Genomic DNA, 4,061 nt, shown 5'->3' with positions numbered 1-4,061 from the left:
GATCGGTGATCAGGTTGTTCATCCAGGTGCCACGCACGTGCTGGTTGACGCCCATGCACCACAGGCTGACGGTGCCGCGGTCGGAATCGCCGTAGATCTCGGCCAGGGAGCGGATCTGGCCTTCGGGCACCCCGGAGATCTTGCTGACGTTGGCCGGTGTGTAGTCGGCCAGGAAACGCTCGAGCTCGGCGAAGGACGCGTCGCGCCCCTTGTCTTTGAAGGTGTAGCGCTCGGCGTTGTCGCCGTAGCAGCCGTAGCCGATCTGGTCGAGGTCCTCGATGCCGCGTTTGAAGACGACGTTCTCTTCGACGAACCGCTGGTCGACTTTGCCGTTCTGCACCAGAAGGTGGAGGATGCCGTTGGCCAAGGCCAGATCGCTACCCGGGATGAATTCGACGTAGAGGTCGGCGTAGTCGGACGAAGGCGTGCGGCGGGTGGCGATGTCGACGAGACGGGTGCCGGGGCGCTGGCGTTTAGTCTCCAGGATGCGGCTGAAGAGCACCGGGTGCATCTCCGCCATGTTGTTGCCCCAGAGGATGAAATCGTCGCCGGCCTCGAAGTCCTCGTAACAGCCCATGGGCTCGTCGGACTGAAATTGGGTCATGAAGCCAGTCACCGCCGAGGCCATGCACAGGCGGGCGTTGGGCTCGACGTTGTTCGACCGCAGGCCGCCGCGGAACCACTTGGAGGCGGCGTAGCCGTCGAACACCGTCCACTGGCCCGAGCCGTAGATCGCTACCGATTCGGGTCCGTGTTGGTCGAGGGCCTCCTGGTATTTGCTGGCGATGAGGTCGAGGGCCTCGTCCCAGGAGATGCGCTTCCAACCGTCGCCGTCGCGCAGTTGGGGGTAGAGCAGCCGGTCCTCACCGTAGAGGAAGGCGGGCAGGTGATACCCCTTGACGCACAGCAAGCCGCGGTTGACCGGGCTGGCTTCGTCGCCCCGCACGGCCATCACTTTACCGTCGCGCACTCCGGCTTCGACCCCGCAACCGGTGCCGCAGTAGCGGCAGGGCGCTTTGTGCCAGGTGAGATCGGCGTCAGAGAGCGGGCTCCGATCATCGGCAAGGCGCTCGGCCTCCTCGCGGTCGGCGCAGGAGAAGGCGGCGATACCGGGGGTCGCGGCGAGGATCTTGAGAAAGTTGCGTCGTTGCATGGTTACCTCCTGGGGTTGCAACCCCAGGCTACGTTCTGTCGTCCCTGCGGGACGTTTTCGCCCCTTCGGGGCGTTACTTCGTAGCCCGGGATTTCAATCCCGGGCGTCGTCGTTTGCCAGCGGCCCTCACGGCCCGTCTTTCCCTTGCCCGTAGCGTTTCTCCATCTCCGCCCGGATCTTTGCCATCTCACCCTCGGCGCCGCCTTCGAACCAGGCATGCTCGGGACGGGCGAGGATGTCGGCGACCACCGTGCGCACGGCACGGGCCTGGGCTCGCTTGCCGGTCTCGGCGGCGTGGTCGGCCATTTCGAGCGCTTGCGGGATGAGCTCCATGTAGAAGCGCTCAGCGACTTCGTACATGCCGTGCCAGTGGGTGTAGTCGGGCGCCATCATCGAGGCGCCGTGGCGTGCCCGCCGGCCCTCGTGGTGCCAGAGGTAGAACCAGGTCCATTCGATCTCTTCGTCGAATTGGGTCGAGGTGCGCAGCCCTTCGTTGACCAGGGCGGCCATGATCGCCTGGCCGGGCTTGGCGAACTTCTCGTTGTAGAGAATCACCAGGTCGTCGTATTGGGTGTAGAAGGCGTTGATGTAATCCGGCGTATGGCAGTGCGAGCAGACCTGCTTCATGCGGTCGCGCTTGTTCTCGGCTGAGTCGTAGATCAAGGCGCGGCGCTTGTCGGGATCAGTCTCCTTGACGATGGCGTGGTGGATGTCAGTGTCCATCACCAGGCTGACCGGCGGCCGGTTGGTCCACGAGATGCGCTCGCCGGGATCGTGGGTCACTTCGCCGCCGTTGCGCAGGTGGCCAGACATGTGACAAGTGGCGCAGGTCGGGGCGGCGGAGTAGTCCTGCCCCAGGACCCAGGTTTCGCCGTCGAGATTCAAATCGTCCTTCAGGTCGCGGTAGGCGACGCCGTGCTTGGATTCCTCGAAGATCTCCTTCTGCGGGTGGTCGGGGCCGAGATGGCACTTACCGCAGTTCTCCGGCTGGCGGGCGCGCCGGGGCGAGAAGTCGTGGCGGCTGTGGCAAGCGGAGCAGGAGCCGCGCGAGCCGTCGAGGTTGAGGCGGCCGATGCCGGTGTTGGGCCAGGTGCCGGGGTGGAACAGGGGCCGGCCGTTGTCGTTGCGGACGATCTTGCCCACTGCGTCGAGGTTGGTGGGAAGGCCATCGGCATCGGGTGCCAGATCGTCGACGGTGATCATCTCGCCGTCGGTCGACTGCAGGGCCACCTTCGAGCCATGGCACTGCTGGCAGCCGGAGAAGGCGCTGGCAAAGCCGTTGACGCTCTCCACCGCCTTGCCCGGGGTCGGCGAGTGGGGATTGAAGTTCATCCGCGCCCCTTCCACTGTCTCGGCCAGGAAGTTGTCGAGCGAAGCCAGAATATTGCCACCGGCGGCGTGGTGGCTGGCGGCGAATTGCTCGCCCTCCTTGGTGTGGCAGCGCGAGCAGTCGCGCGGCGTGACGATGGTCGCGATGGTGACGCCGTAGTGAGGGAAGGCGTCGGCATCTTTCTCCGCCGCCTGATGGCATTCGACGCAGGCGACACCCTTCTCGGCGTGGGTCGAGCCCTGCCAATGGTCGACGATCCCCGGGTTGGCCTGCACGTGGCAGTCGACGCAGGCTTTGGAGCTCGCCGGCACTGCGACATGGGCCTCTCGGAGACCCGCCTCTTCGGCCTTGCGGGCCGTCTCCATCCATTGGACGAAGACCAGGGAGAGCAGGAACAGCCCGCCGAGGGCGGCGATGATCAGACGCTTGGTTTCGAGTGTCATGTCAGGTCCTCGTGACTGTTTCTGGCGCGATGGCTCACTGTCTGCAACGGATCAATGTCTGTAACGGATCAATGTCTGACGACCGCTTCCCAGATCGTCAGGGCGACGATGGCGAAGACTCCGGCGATGCCGATCCACACGCTGGCTTCTTGGAAGCGGGTCTTGCGGCGGATCCAGTCGTCGATAAAGGGCCAGGCAAACATGGTGAAGACGATGAAGCCCATGCTGAGCACCGCCGCCGTGCCGGTGAACAGCTTGAGCCAGCGGAAGGCCACGTAGAAGAACCACTCCGGCTTGATCACTTCCGGGGTGACGAGCGGATCGGCCGGCGGTCCCATGGTGGCGGGGAAGATCGTCGCCAAGGCGCTCAGGACGATCATCAGCAGGAGGCCGATCATCAGCTCGGTGTAGAGGTGGTCGGGGAAGAAGTTGAAGGTCTTCTTCGGGCCGACTTTCTCGTCCTCGAACTGAAACTCAGTGATGCCCTGCAGGCGGATGATCATGATGTGGATGGCGATCAGCAGCACCATCGTGGCGGGCAGCACCGCCGCGTGGAGAACGAAGAAGCGCGACAGAGTGTGCTCGTTGTAGGTCTCGCCGGCGAGCATCATGTTTTTGATGAAGCCGCCGATGTACGGCACGGTGTCGGCGATGTTGGCCCCTACCGTGGCGCCCCAGAAGCTCAGCTGCTCGTAGACCAGGCTGTAGCCGGTGAAGCCGGTCATCAGGGTGCAGATGAGCAGCAACATACCCACCATCCAGTTGATTTCGCGCGGCTTACGGTAGGCGCCGGTGAAGTAGACCCGCATCTGGTGCAGGATCACCGCCGCGATCATCAGGGTGGCGGCCCATTTGTGGACGCTGCGGATGTACCAGCCGAAGGCCGCTTCCTCGGTGATGTAACGCACCGAGTCGTAGGCCGAGGCGGCGGCCGCTTCGTAGTAGAAGGCGAGCAGGATGCCGGTGATGATCTGCACCACGAAGAGGTAGGCCGGGGTGCCGCCGAGGGCGAACCACCAGCGCTTCAGGTGGTAGGGCACCGGCTCGTTGGTCAGCTCGCGTAGCTGGTCGCCGGAAACCGGCAGGCGCTCCTGGACCCATTGGGCTGCGTTGGGCATCGCTCAGGCCTTCTTCT

The 4,061-nt window shown here is 64.4% G+C and carries 3 protein-coding genes; all 3 read right to left on the bottom strand.

The genetic code is table 11. The annotated features are described in order from the left end of the window. On the bottom strand, positions 1-1,153 hold a 1,153-nt coding region (locus tag AAF481_20235; protein MEM7483495.1), incomplete at its 3' end, for a molybdopterin-dependent oxidoreductase. 126 nt (positions 1,154-1,279) lie between these two features. Next, positions 1,280-2,926 carry a multiheme c-type cytochrome gene (locus tag AAF481_20230; protein MEM7483494.1) on the bottom strand — a complete coding sequence of 549 codons (1,647 nt, stop codon included), beginning with the start codon at positions 2,924-2,926 and terminating at the stop codon, positions 1,280-1,282. Positions 2,927-2,994: 68 nt separating this feature from the next. Beyond that, positions 2,995-4,044, bottom strand: a complete 1,050-nt coding sequence (locus tag AAF481_20225; GenBank protein ID MEM7483493.1) for a cytochrome bc complex cytochrome b subunit — start codon at positions 4,042-4,044, stop codon at positions 2,995-2,997. Positions 4,045-4,061 lie beyond the last annotated feature (17 nt).

Source organism: Acidobacteriota bacterium (genome assembly GCA_039030395.1).
Taxonomy (GTDB): Bacteria; Acidobacteriota; Thermoanaerobaculia; order Multivoradales; family JBCCEF01; genus JBCCEF01.
The sequence above is the reverse complement of the archived record's forward strand: the minus strand, read 5'-3'. Positions and strand labels throughout refer to the sequence as shown.